We start from the raw sequence: 15,399 nt of genomic DNA on the forward strand, positions 1-15,399 counted from the left end.
CCGCCCCCCTCACTCACCCGCGCCGGTCAGGTCCAGTCTCCAGTCCTGCCCGTTCAGGTCCCTGCCGAAGGAGCGGTGGGGTTTCTCGGCGGCCAGGACGAATCCGTGGCGCTGGTAGACGCGGCGGGCGGCGGCGAGGACGTCGTTGGTCCACAGGACCAGGTCGCGGTAGCCGACCCCGCGCGCGAAGTCGACGACGGCCGCCACCAGCCGGTCCCCGATGCCGAGTCCGCGCGCGTCGGGCTCGACGAGGAGCAGCCGCAGCCGGGCAGTCGCGGGCGCTTCGTCCCGGACGCACATGACGCACCCCACCGGCCGCCCGTCCAGCTCGGCGATCCACACCCGCTCCAGATGCGGATCGTGGTCCTCCGCGAAGTCGGCGACGATCCTCGCGACGAGTCCCTCGTAGTCGGCGTTGAAGCCGTACTCGGCGGCGTAGAGGGCCGCGTTCCGGGCCACGATCCAGCCGAGGTCACCGGGGCCCGGCTCGCGCAGCAGGACGTCCTCGCGGCGGGGCGGGCGGCCGTCGGACAGGAGCGTACGGACGGTCCGCATCGCCTCCGAGAGCCGGGGCCGGTCGGCGGAGGGGACGGTCGCGAGGAGTGCGCCCACCGATTCGTCGGCGCGCTCGGCGAGCAGCGCGGCGGTCTCCCGGCCGCGCGAGGTGAGCGTGACCCGGCGTCGGCGCGGATCACGGGCCGAGGCGGTGCGCTCGATCAGCCCGTCCTGCTCGAACTTGTTCAGGATCCGGCTCAAGTACCCCGCGTCCAGCGAGAGTTCGGTGCGCAGGTCGGCCGCGTCGGTGCGTGGCGAGTGCGCGAGCTCGTACAGCACACGGGACTCGGTGAGGGTGTAGGGGGCGTAGAGCTGGCGGCTGTAGTCGAGGGCCCCGATGACGTTCGTGTAGAAGCGGTTGAAGGCGCGGATGTCCTGGACGGTCATGATCGGTCCACCCCCGGATGCTTGACTCAGTCAGAGATATCGATGGACTGAGCGTAAGACGTCCGCGACTCCCGCGGCTACCCCGCGGTGGCGGGCCGGTAGACGCACACCTGCACGCCGGTCTTCCCGGTGACCGTGGACACCAGCTCGAACGGCCGCTTACCGCCGTCCTCCGGGAAGATCGACTTGCCGCCGCCGAGGAGTACCGGCATCACGATGAGCTGGAGCTCGTCGACGAGCCCCGCGCTGATCAGCGTGCGGACGAGGGTGGGGCTGCCCATCATCGCCAGCTCGCCGCCCTCGCGCTCACGCAGCGCACGGATCCGCGCGACGGCCTCGGAGCCCGGGATCCGCTCGGTGTTGTTCCAGGTCAGCTCGGAGTCGCCAAGGGTGTCGGTCACGACGTACTTCTTCAGGGAGTTCAGCCGGTCGGCGAACGGGTCCCCGGCGCGCTCCGGCCAGGCCCCCGCCATCGTCAGATACGTCCGCCGCCCGTACAGCAGCGCCTCGGCCCGCTCCATCCCCTCGGTGAACGCCGGTCCGAGCACCTCCTCGTCGAAGTAGGGGTGCGACCAGCCGCCGTGCGCGAACCCGCCGTCGGTGTCCTCCTCGGGCCCGCCGGGCGCCTGCACGACCCCGTCCAGACTGATGAACTCACTGACCACGATGCGCATGGGACTCACTCCAGTTTCCTAGTCGGTTACGGCATTGCAGACCGGGGCGGGGCGGGGAACTCATCGGTGGGGGGAGCGTAAAACGTCTTCCGGCTCAGTCCCACCAGAACCGCCATTCCGTCCGCCCGACGAGTTCGCGCGCGTACTCCGGGAAGGGCGTCGGCGGGTCGTCCACGATGTTGTCCGCGGTGGACAGCACATGCTCCAGGGCGAGCCTCTCGGCGTGCGCCGGGTCGAGGGGCGGGCGGGCGACGGAGACATGCAGCTCACCGCCGTACGCGGCCACGACCCGGGCCCCGAACCGCTCCTCCCAGCTCCGCAGCAGGGCGCCCATGAGCGGCATCGGCGGCCTGTCGGTCCAGCCGATCACCGCGGGGACGTCGGCGGAGCTGCGGGCGGGGACGAGGACAAGGCTGAGGGACGCCTCGTACGGCCCGGTGTGCAGGAGATCGGCGACGGTACGGCCCGCGGCCTCCTCGGCGCCCGGACCCGTACCGGTGTCCGGACCCGCGGGCGCGAGCCCCGGCCAGCTCGCGAACGGCGGCCCCGGATCGTGCGGCCAGGGCTCGACGTCCTCCGGGGTGTCGTCCGGCTCCGCGGAGGAGGGATCGGACCAGAACGGCAGCCGCCGCTCCCGGTACTCCGCGAAGTCGGCCGCGAGGACCTCTTCCAGACGTACGGCGTAGGCGGCGGCCGGATCCGCGGGGCGAGCGGGGTCGCCGGGCCAACAGAGATGCGGCTGCAGCCCGGTGACCGGGGCCCACCGGAGCAGCTCCGCCCACACCGTCCCGACGTCGTCCGGCAGTTCGTCGCAGATCCAGACCTCCGACGGGCCCCGTTGCTCGAACCGCCCCGAAGGCAGCCCGTCAGGCAGTGAAAAGACCATGCCAGGACGATAGAGGCGACCACTGACAACGGGTCGTGAGGGGACGGCAGTTGCGGCTCGGACGGTGAAGGCCCGCCACCGATTGTCGGTGGACAAAGATCAAGCTGACGACAGACTGATCCGATGACCGCCACAGACGCCGCCACCGACCTCCGCCTCTACCTCCAGGACGCCCGCGACTCCCTGCTCCTGAAGCTCGACGGCCTTTCCGAGTACGACGTCCGCCGCCCCCTTACGCCGACCGGCACCAATCTCCTGGGACTGGTCAAGCACCTCACCGGTGCCGAGGCGATCTACTTCGGCGAGACCTTCGGCCGGCCGCTCCCGGGGGCCCAGCCCCTGTGGATCACCGGCGCCGCCGAACCGAACGCCGACCTGTGGGCGACCCCCGAGGAGACCCGCGAGCAGATCGTCGACGGCTACCGCCGGGCCTGCGCCCACGCGGACGAGACCCTCGACACCCTCCCCCTGGACACCGTGGGCCGAGTCCCCTGGCCCCCGCACTCCGAACTCACCCTCCAGCGCATCCTGATCCACATGATCGCCGAGAGCCACCGCCACGTCGGCCACGCCGACGTCGTACGCGAACTCGTCGACGGATCGGTGGGGCAGCGGGCGGAGGGGGACAACATGGCGCCGGGGGACGGGGATTGGTGGGAGCAGTACCGGAACCGGGTGGAGGAGGCGGCGAGGAAGGCTTCCGTGGGGGATTCGGGCAACTGAACCCACCCAAGGGGCGCGGGGCTGTCGATCTGCGGCTGCCGCCGCGTGGGCGCGACCAGCCCCCACCGGCCCGCACCCACCCACGCCTCCTCAGCCCCGAGGAGCCCCCGAAGACCCCCGCACCATGAGCTCCCCGCGAACCGTCGCGATCCCCCCGGGCGGCGGCTCCTCGCGTCCCATCGCGATCCGCCCCGCCCGGGCCCCCGCCTCCGCCAGCGGCAACCGCACCGTCGTCAGGGCAGGTACCGCGTCGATGCTGAACGGCAGGTCGTCGAACCCGGCGACGGACACGTCCTCCGGAATCCGCAGCCCGGAGTCCCGCAGGGCCGCGCACGCGCCCAGCGCGACGGAGTCGTTCGCGGCCACCACGGCCGTCAACGACGGATCCCGCCGCAGCAGCTCCAGCGTGGCCTCGTACCCGGACCGCCGGTCGTAGCGGCCATGGACGGTCCACCGCGGATCCTCGGTGATCCCGTGCGCCTCCAGCGCCGCCCGGTGCCCCTCCAGCCGGTGCCGGGTCGTCGTGCGCTCCTCCGGCCCCGCGATGTACCCGAGCCGCCGGTGCCCGAGCCCGATGAGGTGCTCGGTGAGTTCCTTGCCCCCGCCCCGGTTGTCGAAGGTCAGCGCGAACGCCCCGGTCTCCGGCGCCGGCGGCCGCCCGCACAGCACGATCCGCGTCCCGGCGTCCGCGAGTTTGCGCAGCTTGGCGGACATCGCGGCCTTGTGCGGCGCGTCCTCCACCGCCCCACCCGTCAGGACGACCGCCGCCGCCCGCTGCCGCTGCAGCAGGGTGAGATACGTCAGCTCCCGCTCCGGAGAGCCCCCTGTGTTGCAGACGACCCCGAGCCGCTCACCGCCCGCGCGCCCGCCCGGCCCCCCGATCTCCGACTGGATCGCACCGGCCATGATCCCGAAGAAGGGGTCCGCGATGTCGTTCACGAGGATCCCGACCAGGTCCGACGTGGCGGCGGCGAGCGAGCTCGCCGGACCGTTGAGCACGTAGTCCAGCTCGTCCACGGCCCGCAGCACCCGCTCACGCGTGGTCGCGGCCACGGGGTAGTTCCCGTTCAACACGCGCGACACCGTCGCGGGGGAGACCTGGGCGCGGGCCGCCACGTCCGCCAGGGTCACCGTCATCTCGTCGTCCTCCGGTCGCGCGCCGCAGCGCATCTCAGTCGTACTCCGTCGTACACGCGGGCACCAAGGTCCCGGTTCCGAGCCGACCTTAAGGCCATTACGCCCAGCTGTTCGCCCCCTCGAACAACTCACCCCGTTCGCGGTCTTGTCCAGACCGCTGGTCAGAGGCTAGCTTCTTCCTAGATAGAAAGCGCTTGCTGTAACGCTCATCAGTGGGGCGTGCGCGGCGCGCACAACCGCGTACGACTCCTACGAAGGGAATGACGTGACACGCAAGACGGTGCGTATCGCCATGAACGGTGTGACAGGGCGCATGGGCTACCGCCAGCACCTCGTCCGCTCGATCCTCGCGATCCGCGAGCAGGGCGGTCTCGACCTGGGCGACGGCACGGTGCTGTGGCCCGAGCCGATCCTGGTGGGCCGCCGCGAGCACGCCCTGAAGGCCCTGGCCGAGCAGCACGGCATCGAGCACATCTCCACCGACGTGGACGCGGTCCTCGCCGACCCGACCGTCGACATCTACTTCGACGCCCAGGTCACCTCCGCCCGTGAGGGGGCGATCAAGAAGGCGATCGCGGCGGGCAAGCACATCTACACGGAGAAGCCCACCGCCACCGGCCTGGAGGGCGCCCTGGAACTGGCCCGTCTCGCCAATGAGAAGGGCATCAAGCACGGCGTCGTCCAGGACAAGCTCTTCCTCCCCGGCCTGCTCAAGCTGAAGCGCCTCATCGACGGCGGCTTCTTCGGCCGGATCCTCTCGATCCGCGGCGAGTTCGGCTACTGGGTCTTCGAGGGCGACTGGCAGACCGCCCAGCGCCCCTCCTGGAACTACCGGGCCGAGGACGGCGGTGGCATCGTTGTCGACATGTTCCCGCACTGGGAGTACGTGCTCCACGAGCTCTTCGGCCGCGTGAAGTCCGTCCAGGCCCTCACCGCCACCCACATCCCGCAGCGCTGGGACGAGAACGACAAGCCCTACGACGCCACCGCCGACGACGCCGCCTACGGCATCTTCGAGCTCGAGGGCGGCGCCATCGCCCAGATCAACTCCTCCTGGGCCGTGCGCGTCAACCGCGACGAGCTCGTCGAGTTCCAGGTCGACGGCACCGAGGGCTCCGCCGTCGCCGGTCTGCGCAACTGCCGTGTCCAGCACCGCAGCGCCACCCCCAAGCCGGTCTGGAACCCGGACATCCCCGCCACCGAGGTCTTCCGCGACCAGTGGCAGGAGGTCCCGGACAACGCCGAGTTCGACAACGGCTTCAAGGCCCAGTGGGAGCTCTTCCTCAAGCACGTCTACGCCGACGCCCCCTACCAGTGGGACCTCCTGGCCGGCGCCCGCGGCGTCCAGCTCGCCGAACTGGGCCTGAAGTCCTCGGCCGAGGGCCGCCGTTTCGACGTACCGGAGATCTCGCTGTGACGATCCGACTCCCTGCCGGTGACGGGGGTTTCAGGGCCTACGAGCCCCGCAAGGAACCCCTCGCCGCCACCCCCGGCACCCCCTTCACCTCCCGTACGGTCTTCTCGGCGGCGCACGTCGTCGCCGACCCGTTCGCCGACTCCACGCCGGACTCCCCGGCCGCCGTCGACTGGGACGCCACCCTCGCCTTCCGCCGCCACCTGTGGTCGCACGGGCTCGGGGTCGCCGAGGCGATGGACACCGCCCAGCGCGGCATGGGCCTGGACTGGGCGGGCGCGGCCGAGCTGATCCGCCGCAGCGCCGCCGAGGCCAAGTCGGTCGGTGGCCTCATCGCCTGCGGTGTCGGCACCGACCAGCTCACCGGCCCGGCGTCCCTCGCCGAGGTCCGCGCGGCCTACGAGGAGCAGCTCGCCCTCGTCGAGGAGTCCGGCGCCCAGGCCATCCTGATGGCCTCCCGGGCCCTCGCGGCGGCCGCCAAGGGCCCCGAGGACTACCTGGAGATCTACGGCCACCTCCTGCGCCAGTCCGCCGAGCCGGTCGTCCTGCACTGGCTGGGCCCGATGTTCGACCCGGCGCTGGAGGGCTACTGGGGGTCGAGCGACCTGGACGCCGCCACGGACACGTTCCTCGAGGTCATCGCGGCCCACCCCGACAAGGTCGACGGCATCAAGGTCTCGCTCCTGGAGGCGCAGCGCGAGATCGACATCCGCCGCCGGCTCCCGCAGGGCGTCCGCTGCTACACGGGCGACGACTTCAACTACCCCGAGCTGATCGCGGGTGACGAACAGGGCTTCAGCCACGCCCTGCTCGGCATCTTCGACCCGCTGGGCCCGCTGGCGGCCGAGGCGGTCCGTGTCCTGGACACCGGTGACGCCAAGGGCTTCCGCGAACTCCTCGACCCCACCGTCGAGCTGTCCCGCCATCTCTTCCAGGCACCCACCCGCTTCTACAAGACGGGCGTGGTCTTCCTGGCCTGGCTGGCCGGCCACCAGTCGCACTTCACGATGGTCGGCGGCCTCCAGTCGGCCCGCTCCCTCCCGCACTTCGCACGCGCCTACGAACTCGCCGACGGCCTGGGCCTGTTCCCGGACCCGAAGCTGGCGGAGGAGCGGATGAAGAACCTGCTGTCCCTGTACGGGGTGAACCAGTGACCGACCTGTCCCGCTTCTCCATCAACCAGATGACGGTCAAGCAGCTGTCGCTGCCGGAACTGGTCGAATCCTGCGGCCAGTTGGGCGTCGTCAACGTCGGCCTGTGGCGCGAGCCCGTCCAGACGTACGGCGTCGAGGCGACGGCCAAGCTGGTCCGTGACGCGGGTCTGACCGTCACCACGCTGTGCCGCGGCGGCTTCTTCACGGCGATCGACCCGGACGAGCGGGCCGCGGCGCTGGACGACAACCGGCGCGCGGTCGACGAGGCGGCGACGCTGGGCACCGACACCCTGGTGCTGGTCTCCGGCGGTCTCCCGGCCGGTTCCAAGGACCTGCACGGCGCCCGCGAACGCATCGCGGACGCCCTGTCCGTCCTGGGCCCGTACGCCGAGGAGCACGGGGTGAAGCTGGCCATCGAGCCCCTGCACCCCATGTACGCCTCGGACCGCTGTGTGGTCTCGACGCTCACCCAGGCCCTCGACCTGGCGGAGCGCTTCCCCGCCCGGCAGGTCGGCGTCACGGTGGACACGTACCACATCTGGTGGGACGACAACGCGCCCGCACAGATCGCCCGCGCGGGCGCCGGCGGCCGTATCCACACCTTCCAGCTCGCGGACTGGACGACCCCGCTGCCGGAGGGCGTCCTCAACGGCCGCGGCCAGATCGGCGACGGCTCGATCGACATGCGGGAGTGGCAGCGATACGTCGAGGCGGCCGGGTACACGGGCGCGATCGAGGTCGAACTGTTCAACGACGCGCTGTGGGCCCGCGACGGCCGCGAGGTGCTCGCCGAGACCGCCGAACGGTTCGTGGCCCACACCGTGTGAAGCGGGGGCCGGAGGGGAACCTCGGGAGTTCCCCTCCGGCCCCGTCCGGAGCCCCTAGGGATTCCGGAAGACCGTCGTGAACGCGCGGTCGAAGCGCCGTGCCGCCAGGTCCGCGCGCTGGATCGACCAGTGCACGGTGGCGCCCTCCAAGCCGTCGATCCAGGGATTCCACTCGGCGAGCAGCACCCAGTCCGCGAGGTCGTCCGACACCGGCTCGCGACGGCCCGCTGCCGCCTCCCTCAGCGCGCAGGTCATCGCCGTCCCGACGGGGTCGGTGTCGACCGCCTCCTGGTCGGCGTACCCGCCGAGCTGGAGCCGCCCCGAGGAGGCGATGTCGTCGTGGGTCTCGGCCCACACCGCGGCCAGTTCCTCCGAGCGCGGATGCCCGGGGAGCGGTACCCAGCGGGGCTCCTCGGGTATCTCGACCCAGTAGTGGTACGGCAGCGAGACGTCGACCGCCGCCCTGAGCGTCTCCTGCGGGAACTGCGCGAAGACCTCCTGGTACTCGTCGTCGTTCTCGAACCAGGCCCAGCCCTCCTTGTCCCGCTCCTCCACGGCGGCCCCCGCGGGGACGTACACCACGTTCCCCATGTCGGTCAGGTCGCCGAAGTCCTCGGGATAGGCGAACAGCAGCAGCCGGCCGTCGGGCGGCAGGGGAAGATCCGTCGCGTCCGCGGGCAGGGCGGCGAAATCGATGGAGGCGACGAAGGGATAAAAGGGATGTGGCATGCCGACCGGCAGCAGCAGCGGCCCCCCGAACCGCCCCACGACCGGCCCGTCCCCGCCCGCCGCCAGCGTCGCGCAGGGCCGGGCGGTGTCCATCCACCGCTCCACGTCCTCGACGGGGATCCCTCGCGCGAGCGCCTTGTCACGGAAGGGACGTAACCTGGCCCGCATTTCCTCAGGAGTCACAGGAGTCATGGGGGCACCGTAGAGGCGGGCACCGACACCCGCGCATTTCGAAGGGGCCCGGTCGATGACCGAGCCCCTTCGGGTTTCCCCTCCCCCATCAGAACCCCCGCGATCCCCCCGGATCCCCCTCCAAGAGTCCTGATGCCAAGTACGACCCGCCAGGTCGGGAGAGGGTTGTACGGCTCTCCGGTTTTTTTCCGCGGACGTCAGAAGAACACCCCGCACCTGAGGAGCACATTGGCGTACGGCCGTGCCTCACCCGTGCGCACGACCAGCCGCGCGCCCGTCGACAGCTCCTTGAGCTTCTCGTGGGAGACCAGGTGCAGCTCGGGGAAGCGGGTGTCCAGCAGCTCCGCGGCCGCGGGATTGGCGCCCCGCACCTCCGCCGCCGCCGTCCCCCCTTCCACGACCAGCTCCGCGAGCAGCCCGTCGAGGACCTCCGCGAAGGACGGCACCCCGGCCCTGAAGGCCAGGTCGACCACGCGAGGCCCGTCGGGGATCGGCATCCCGGCGTCGCAGACCAGCACCCCGTCCCCGTGCCCCAGTTCGGCGAGCGCGCCGGAGAGATGACGGTTCAGGATTCCGGCCTTCTTCACAGGGACTCGCCTCGCCGCGTCGCTCCGGGCGCCTCTTCCGGCCCTCTGCCGGTAGGGTCCGGGGGTTGCCCCCCGGGCTGGCACAGCACAGCGCCTCGACCTCATCCGCCGTGGGGAAGGAGTCCTGCGCACCCTTCCGGGTCACGGCGACCGCCCCGACCCGGGACGCGTACGAGGCCGCCTCCGCCAGTGCGGAACCGGCCCCGAGCCGAAACGCCAGCGCCGCCGTGAAGGCGTCCCCCGCGCCCGTCGTGTCCACGGCGTCCACCTTCACCGACGCCACCCGGGTCATCCCCGCCGAGGAGGCCACCAGCGACCCCTGCGCGCCCAGCGTCACCACCACCGACCGCGGCCCCTTCGCGAGCAGCAGCCGCGCCCAGTCCTCCGGCGCGTCACTCACGCACGCGTCCCCGAGGATCACCTTCGCCTCGTGCTCGTTGACGATCAGCGGATCACAGGCCGCGAGGACCTCGGTCGGCAGCGGCCGCGGCGGCGACGGGTTCAGCACGAACCGGCTGCCCGGCGCCAGATTCCGTACGACCTCCACGACCGTCTCCAGCGGGATCTCCAGCTGCGTCGACACCACCCGCGAGGCGTGGAAGAGGCTGACCGCGCTCCGTACGTCCCCCGGCGTGAGGCGCCCGTTGGCGCCCGGCGACACCACGATGCTGTTGTCCCCCGACGGGTCGACGGTGATCAGCGCGACCCCCGTCGGCGCCCCGCCCACCAGCACACCCACCGTGTCGACCCCGGCCGCCCGCTGCGAGTCCAGCAGCAGCCGCCCGTGACCGTCGTCGCCGACGCGGGCCAGCAACGCCGTACGCGCGCCCAACCGGGCAGCCGCGACCGCCTGGTTGCCGCCCTTGCCCCCCGGGTGCACGGCCAGGTCCGAGCCGAGCACCGTCTCGCCGGCCCCCGGCCGCCGCTCCACACCGATCACCAGGTCGGCGTTGGCCGACCCCACGACCAGAAGGTCGTAGTCGTACATGGATGACTCCCCTAGTCAGTGACGCGGGCGGGCAGTCGAAGCGACTGCCCGCCCGTGCGCCGTTGTCAGCCCGTGAAACCGGCCACGTTCTGCTTCGTGACCACCTTCACCGGCACCTTGATCGTCTCTTCGACCTTCTTGCCCTCGAGGGCCTTCAGCGCGTTGTCCACCGCGATCTTGCCCAGCTGGGAAGGCTGCTGTGCCACCGATGCGTACAGCGTGCCGTCCTTCACCGCGTTCAGTCCGTCCGGTGTGCCGTCGAAGCCGACCACCGAGACCGACGTGCCGGCCTTGGAGCCCAGCGCCTTGATCGCGCCGAGTGCCATCTCGTCGTTGGCGGCGATGACACCCTGGACGTCCGGGTGGGCCTGGAGCAGGTTCGACATCACGTCGAGCCCCTTGGTGCGGTCGAAGTCGGCGGGTTGCTGCGCGACGACCTGGATGCCCGGGTACGCCTTGAGACCCTGGGCGAACCCCTCGGCGCGCTCACGGGCGGCCGAGGTGCCCGCCTGGCCCTGCAGGATCACGATCTTGCCCTTGCCGCCGAGCTTCTCGCCGATGGTCTTGGCAGCGAGCTCTCCGCCGGCGACGTTGTCGGAGGCGACCAGCGCGTCCACGGAGGCCTTGTTGACGCCCCGGTCCACCGCGATGACCGGGATCTTCGCCTTGTCGGCGGCCTTCACCGAGTTGCTCGCCGCGTCCGAGTCCACCGGGTTGACGATGATCGCGCCGAGGCTCGAACTGGTGAAGTTCTGGAGCTGGTTGGCCTGCTGGGAGGCGTCGTTCTGGGCGTCCGTGACGGTCAGGTCCACGCCCAGCTTCTCCGCCTCGGCCTGGGCGCCCGACCGGATCTGCACGAAGAAGGGGTTGTTGAGGGTCGACAGCGACAGACCCACCTTCGGGTTCGCCGTCGAGGACGAGCCGTTGTGCAGGAAGGAGGTCGCGCCGACGATCGCCACCGTGACCACGGCCGCCAGACCGTACGTCGCCGCCTGGCGCCCCTTGCCGCCCTGCGAGGCACCGGTCACCGGCGTCGCCCCGGCCTTGCGGCGCAGGGTGTCGAGCAGCACGGCCAGCGCGATGACGACACCGATGACGACCTGCTGCCAGAACGCGGACACGTTCAGCAGGTTGAGGCCGTTGCGCAGCACCGCCAGGATCAGCGCGCCGATCAGCGTCCCGGACGCCTTGCCGGTGCCACCGGCCAGCGAGGCACCGCCGATGACGACCGCGGCGATCGCGTCCAGCTCGTAGCCGTCGGCGGCCTGCGGCTGCGCGGAGGACAGCCGGGCGGCGAGCACGACACCCGCGACGGCGGCGAACACACCGGACATCGCGTAGATGGCGAGCTTCTGCTTCTTCACCCGGAGGCCGGAGAGCCGGGCCGCCTCCTCGTTGCCGCCGATCGCGTACATCGAGCGGCCGATGTACGTCCGTCCGAGCACGAAGGCCGCGAGGAGCCCCATGACGACCATGACGAGCACGGGCACCGGCAGCCAGCCGCCCAGCGTGTCCCCGAGGTGCGAGACCGAGTCGGGGAAGGCGATCGGGGAGCCCTCGGAGATCACCAACGACAGACCGCGGGCCACCGAGAGCATCGCCAAGGTCGCGATGAACGGGGGGAGTTTGCCGTACGCGATCAGGAAGCCGTTGACGAGACCGGCGGCGATGCCGGTCACGACGGCCAGCAGGACCGCTATGAACACCGGCACCCCGTGTGACGTCGCGCTCCACGCGAGGACGGTGGCCGACAGGGCCGCCACCGAGCCCACCGACAGGTCGATGCCCGCCGAGACGATCACGAAGGTCACGCCGAAGGCGAGGATGGCGGTCACGGCCGCCTGGACGCCGACGTTGAGCAGGTTGTCGGTGGTGAGGAAGTCGCCCGACAGCGCCGACATGGCGACGACGAGGACGATCAGCGCGGTCAGCGCGCCGTTGTCGAGGAGCAGCCGGCGCAGGCCGCCGGTGGCGCTATCAGCGCTCGATGTGCTCTTGAGCGTGTCAGTGGCCACGAGCGGCCTCCTTGTCGGTCGTGGGGTTGCTGACGGCGAGTGCCATCACGGAGTCCTGCGTGGCCTCGTCGGCGGCCAGTTCGCCGGCGATCCGGCCCTGGGCCATCACCAGCACCCGGTCGCTCATGCCGAGCACCTCGGGCAGATCGCTGGAGATCATGAGGACGGCGGCACCGGCCGCGGTGAGTTCGTTGATGAGCTGGTAGATCTCGACCTTGGCGCCGACGTCGATCCCGCGCGTGGGCTCGTCGAGGATCAGCACCTTGGTGTCGGCGAGCAGCCACTTGCCGATGACGACCTTCTGCTGGTTGCCGCCGGACAGCGTCCGGACGTGCTGGTGCAGGCCCGCCATGCGCACCCCGAGCTGCTCGGCGATCCGCGTGGCGGCCTCCCGCTGCCCCTTGAGGTCGACGAGCCCCACGCGCGTGGCGGCCCGCATGGTCACCAGCCCCAGGTTCTCCTCGACCGACTGGTCGAGCACCAGACCCTGGCCCTTGCGGTCCTCGGGGATCAGACCGATCCCGGCCGCCATGGCGGCGCCCACGTCATGTCCCTTGAGGGGCGCCCCGGAGACCTGCACGGCCCCCCTGTCGTACGGGTCCGCGCCGAACACGGCCCGCACCACCTCGGTACGGCCCGCTCCGACCAGCCCGGCGATGCCGACGACCTCTCCGGCGTGCACTTCGAAGCCGATGTCGTGGAAGACGCCGTCGCGGGTGAGCCCCTCGACCTTCAGCAGGGCCGCTCCGGTGTCACCGCGCTCGCGCGGGTACTGCTGCTCGATCGACCGCCCCACCATCAGGCGTACGAGTTCGTCCTCGGACGTGGAGGCAGGCACCTGCCCGACCGACTTCCCGTCCCGGATGACCGTGACCCGGTCGCCCAGGGCGGCGATCTCCTCCAGGTGGTGGGTGATGAAGACGATCCCGACCCCGTCCTCGCGCAGCTTGCGCACGATCGCGAAGAGCTTGTCGACCTCCTCGGAGGTGAGCACGGCCGTCGGCTCGTCCATGATCAGCACGCGCGCGTTCAGGCTCAGCGCCTTGGCGATCTCGACCATCTGGAGCCGGGCGATGCCGAGTTCACGCACACGCGCGCGTGGCGACACGTTGACCCCGACGCGCTTGAGCAGCACCTCGGCGTCGGCCTCCATGGTCTTGCGGTCGATCATCCCGAGGCGGCGTGGCTGCCGGCCCAGGAAGATGTTCTCGGCGACCGTCAGATCGGGGACGAGGTTGAACTCCTGGTAGATGGTGGCGATACCCAGCCGCTCGGCGTCCTGCGCCCCGCGGATGTGCACCTCCCGGCCGTCCACCAGCACGCGGCCCTCGTCGGGGTGGTAGGCGCCCGACAGCATCTTGATCAGCGTGCTCTTGCCGGCGCCGTTCTCGCCGAGCAGTACGTGCACCTCGCCCCGGCGCAGGTCGAAGTCGACGCCGTCGAGCGCGACCACGCCGGGGAAGGACTTGCGTATGCCCTCGATGCGCAGCAACTCGTCCTCGTTGCTCACGACTCGCTCCTGTTCGTTCCTGGGTTCACTGCGACGTTCTTCGGGGTGGGTTCGCCGCAGGAGCGGCGGACGACGAGACGGGCGGGGAGGGTGACCGACTCGGGGGGCCGCCCCTCGATGCGGTCGACGAGCGCGCGCACCGCGGCCCGCCCCAGCTCGCCCGTGGGCTGGGCGATCGCGGTGATCGGCGGATCGGTGTGCACGAACCACGGGATGTCGTCGAACGCGGCCAGGGCGATGTCCTGCGGTACGCGCAGCCCACGCGCGCGTACGGCGTCCAGCGCGCCGAGCGCCATCAGGTTGTCCGCCGCGAAGACGACCTCGGGCGGCTCGGGCAGATCGAGGAAGCCCTCGGTGACCCGCCGCCCGCTCTCGGCCTGGAAGTCGCCCTGCCCTATGTAGGCGTCGGGCAGATCGAGGCCGTACGCCTGGAGGGCCTCCCGGAAGGCCGCGACGCGCTCCTGGCCGGTGGTGGTCGCCGCCGGGCCCGCGATGATGGCGAGCCTGCGGTGCCCCAGCCCGTGCAGATGGGCGACGAGATCGCGTACGGCGGCCCGCCCGTCGGACCTGACGACCGGCACGGCCACGCCCGGCATCCACCGGTCCACGAAGACCATCGGCGTCCCCGCGCGCACGGCTTCCAGCATCAAGGGGGAGCCGCCGTCGGTGGGGGAGACCAGGAGTCCGTCGATCCGCCGGTCGAGCAGGTTCCGTACGTGATGATCCTGGAGGTCGGGCCGCTCGTCGGCGTTGCCGATGATCACGCTGTACCCCAGCGCGCGGGCCTCCTCCTCGACGGAGCGGGCCAGCTCGGTGAAGTAGGGGTTCATGACGTCGCTGATGACCAGGCCGAGGGTGTGGGTCTGGTCGGTGCGCAGGGAGCGGGCGACGGCGTTCGGGCGGTAGCCCAGCGTTTCCACGGCGGCCAGCACGCGCGTGCGTGCGTCCGCGCTGACCGACGGATGGTCGTTCAGGACCCGCGACACCGTGGCGACGGAGACCCCCGCCTCGGCAGCGACATCCTTGATGCTCGCCATCGCCGCTCCACCTCCTTGTGGATCGTTCGTGGAATCGATTACACGACTCCGTCCACGGAGGATTGGAATCGATTACACGAGGGTTTGACAAGACCCCGAGACAGGATCGTGATGTCGCGGGTCGTGCGGGGGCGCACCAGGCTGGAAGGAGTACGAGTCGTTTCCCCAAGGCCATGGCGGGCCGGAGCGGAGGAACCATGACAGGAGCCACTCACGACGACGTGCCCGTCGTCCTCGCGGGCGACGGGGTGGAGGTGCGCACCGGGCCCATCGGTGGCGGCATGTCGGTCGGCTATCTCCGGCTGCCGGAGGGCACGGACATGGGCCCCGCCCTCAAGGGCCTCGACGGCGACGCCTGCCAGTGCCCGCACTGGGGATACCTGTTGAAGGGCCGGCTGAAGATGCTCACGCCCACGGGTGAGGAGGAGTACTCAGCGGGACAGGCGTACTACTGGGGACCCGGCCATGTCCCCGTCGCCCTGGAGGACTGCGAGTTCGTCGAGTTCTCCCCGACCGAGGACTTCCGGAAGGTGATCGACCACGTGACGTCGCAGGCGACATAGCCGGATCCGGGCGGCGTGACG

The 15,399-nt window shown here is 71.1% G+C and carries 14 protein-coding genes and 1 pseudogene; 5 read left to right on the forward strand and 10 right to left on the reverse strand.

The features are described 5' to 3' along the window. Positions 1-9: 9 nt before the first annotated feature. From M2157_RS30515 to M2157_RS30525, 3 genes are all read right to left on the reverse strand, one after another. Complete coding sequence (locus tag M2157_RS30515) at positions 10-942, reverse strand: bifunctional helix-turn-helix transcriptional regulator/GNAT family N-acetyltransferase (protein WP_280866783.1); 933 nt, start codon at positions 940-942, stop codon at positions 10-12. A gap of 77 nt (positions 943-1,019) precedes the next feature. Then, the gene (locus tag M2157_RS30520; protein ID WP_280866784.1) at positions 1,020-1,616 is read right to left on the reverse strand and encodes a dihydrofolate reductase family protein; all 597 of its coding nucleotides are present in this window, start codon (positions 1,614-1,616) and stop codon (positions 1,020-1,022) included. 94 nt (positions 1,617-1,710) lie between these two features. Then, positions 1,711-2,502, reverse strand: coding sequence for a DUF4253 domain-containing protein (locus M2157_RS30525; RefSeq protein ID WP_280866785.1), 792 nt, complete (start codon positions 2,500-2,502; stop codon positions 1,711-1,713). Between the two features lie 123 nt (positions 2,503-2,625). On the opposite strand from M2157_RS30525, the gene M2157_RS30530 reads away from it, so the two are divergent. Next, a complete protein-coding gene (locus M2157_RS30530) occupies positions 2,626-3,225 on the forward strand; it encodes a DinB family protein (protein ID WP_280866786.1) in 600 nt (199 codons plus the stop codon). Between the two features lie 90 nt (positions 3,226-3,315). Here M2157_RS30530 and M2157_RS30535 read toward each other — a convergent pair whose 3' ends face one another. Beyond that, positions 3,316-4,362, reverse strand: a complete 1,047-nt coding sequence (locus tag M2157_RS30535; RefSeq protein ID WP_280857761.1) for a LacI family DNA-binding transcriptional regulator — start codon at positions 4,360-4,362, stop codon at positions 3,316-3,318. Between the two features lie 265 nt (positions 4,363-4,627). On the opposite strand from M2157_RS30535, the gene M2157_RS30540 reads away from it, so the two are divergent. The 3 genes from M2157_RS30540 to M2157_RS30550 are packed head-to-tail and all read left to right on the forward strand — an operon-like array spanning position 4,628 to position 7,757. Beyond that, a complete protein-coding gene (locus tag M2157_RS30540) occupies positions 4,628-5,779 on the forward strand; it encodes a Gfo/Idh/MocA family oxidoreductase (protein ID WP_280866787.1) in 1,152 nt (383 codons plus the stop codon). Continuing rightward, complete coding sequence (locus tag M2157_RS30545) at positions 5,776-6,930, forward strand: dihydrodipicolinate synthase family protein (RefSeq protein WP_280866789.1); 1,155 nt, start codon at positions 5,776-5,778, stop codon at positions 6,928-6,930. Before M2157_RS30540 ends, M2157_RS30545 begins: the two co-directional genes overlap by 4 nt. Beyond that, positions 6,927-7,757 (forward strand): sugar phosphate isomerase/epimerase family protein, encoded by an 831-nt coding sequence (locus tag M2157_RS30550; protein WP_280866791.1) that lies wholly within the window; start codon positions 6,927-6,929, stop codon positions 7,755-7,757. Before M2157_RS30545 ends, M2157_RS30550 begins: the two co-directional genes overlap by 4 nt. Before the next feature lie 54 nt (positions 7,758-7,811). Here M2157_RS30550 and M2157_RS30555 read toward each other — a convergent pair whose 3' ends face one another. The 6 genes and pseudogenes from M2157_RS30555 to M2157_RS30580 all read right to left on the reverse strand — a co-directional run bounded on the left by M2157_RS30555 (position 7,812) and on the right by M2157_RS30580 (position 14,815). Then, positions 7,812-8,678, reverse strand: a complete 867-nt coding sequence (locus M2157_RS30555) for a DUF1963 domain-containing protein (RefSeq protein ID WP_280866792.1) — start codon at positions 8,676-8,678, stop codon at positions 7,812-7,814. 197 nt (positions 8,679-8,875) lie between these two features. After that, positions 8,876-9,265: a D-ribose pyranase gene (gene rbsD / locus M2157_RS30560; protein WP_280866793.1), complete on the reverse strand. Its 390-nt coding sequence runs from the start codon at positions 9,263-9,265 to the stop codon at positions 8,876-8,878. Positions 9,266-9,362: 97 nt separating this feature from the next. Beyond that, positions 9,363-10,253, reverse strand: a pseudogene (locus M2157_RS30565) (ribokinase); the annotation flags it as partial. A 65-nt stretch (positions 10,254-10,318) separates the two neighbouring features. Further along, on the reverse strand, positions 10,319-12,268 hold the full coding sequence (locus tag M2157_RS30570; RefSeq protein ID WP_280866794.1) for a substrate-binding domain-containing protein: 1,950 nt from the start codon (positions 12,266-12,268) through the stop codon (positions 10,319-10,321). After that, a complete protein-coding gene (locus M2157_RS30575) occupies positions 12,258-13,778 on the reverse strand; it encodes a sugar ABC transporter ATP-binding protein (RefSeq protein ID WP_280866795.1) in 1,521 nt (506 codons plus the stop codon). Before M2157_RS30575 ends, M2157_RS30570 begins: the two co-directional genes overlap by 11 nt. Further along, entirely contained in the window at positions 13,775-14,815 is a 1,041-nt protein-coding gene (locus M2157_RS30580) for a LacI family DNA-binding transcriptional regulator (RefSeq protein WP_280866796.1), read from the reverse strand. The genes M2157_RS30575 and M2157_RS30580 overlap by 4 nt, the downstream gene beginning before the upstream one ends. Before the next feature lie 197 nt (positions 14,816-15,012). Between M2157_RS30580 and M2157_RS30585 the strand changes: the two genes are divergently transcribed. After that, positions 15,013-15,378 carry a hypothetical protein gene (locus M2157_RS30585; RefSeq protein ID WP_280857751.1) on the forward strand — a complete coding sequence of 122 codons (366 nt, stop codon included), beginning with the start codon at positions 15,013-15,015 and terminating at the stop codon, positions 15,376-15,378. Positions 15,379-15,399 lie beyond the last annotated feature (21 nt).

Source organism: Streptomyces sp. SAI-127 (assembly GCF_029894425.1).
GTDB lineage: Bacteria > Actinomycetota > Actinomycetes > Streptomycetales > Streptomycetaceae > Streptomyces.